We start from the raw sequence: 537 nt of genomic DNA, 5'->3' as shown, positions 1-537 counted from the left end.
CCTTCTGACGTGTCACCAGACGCCACTTTTGCGCCGAAAGCACGTCTTCAAGCATCGAGATGTCCTGAGAGATATCTTTCAGTCGCGACGCAAGCACCAGACGATGAGCGAGTTCACTGGTGTCGTAGAGTTCCCGCAACCGGACATGAAATTCGTCCGATCGTTGCGGCTCGGCTTCGTTTACAGCATCCAGGAAATCATTAGAGAGAGGGTTGTCGACGCCGCGAAGGATAGTTTCATAGGATTTTGGATACAGCGGATAAAAGACCTCGCCGTAAGAGATTCCGAGGGCAAATTTATTCGCATCGAATTTGAGCTGCAGAGTCTCGGCCTGGACTTCTTCGATCAACGGGCGCTGCAGAACAGGCAACGCCAAACGTTTCTTCCAGTCCACGTCGAAATGATCGGCGTAACGGCTCTTTGATCCCCATTCGAGAACATCAAACCACCAGGGATTGTGGTGGGTAGCCGGCAGCTGGTTTGGATTGATATCGACGATGAGGCCCATACCGAACTTGCGAAGTGCAGAATCAAGGG

General features: G+C 52.1%; 1 pseudogene. It reads right to left on the bottom strand.

The features are described from left to right. Positions 1 to 537 (bottom strand): annotated as a pseudogene (locus tag ACXJ5O_RS29450) (hypothetical protein); the annotation flags it as partial.

The organism is Phyllobacterium sp. P5_D12 (assembly GCF_054049495.1).
The sequence above is the reverse complement of the archived record's forward strand: the minus strand, read 5'-3'. Positions and strand labels throughout refer to the sequence as shown.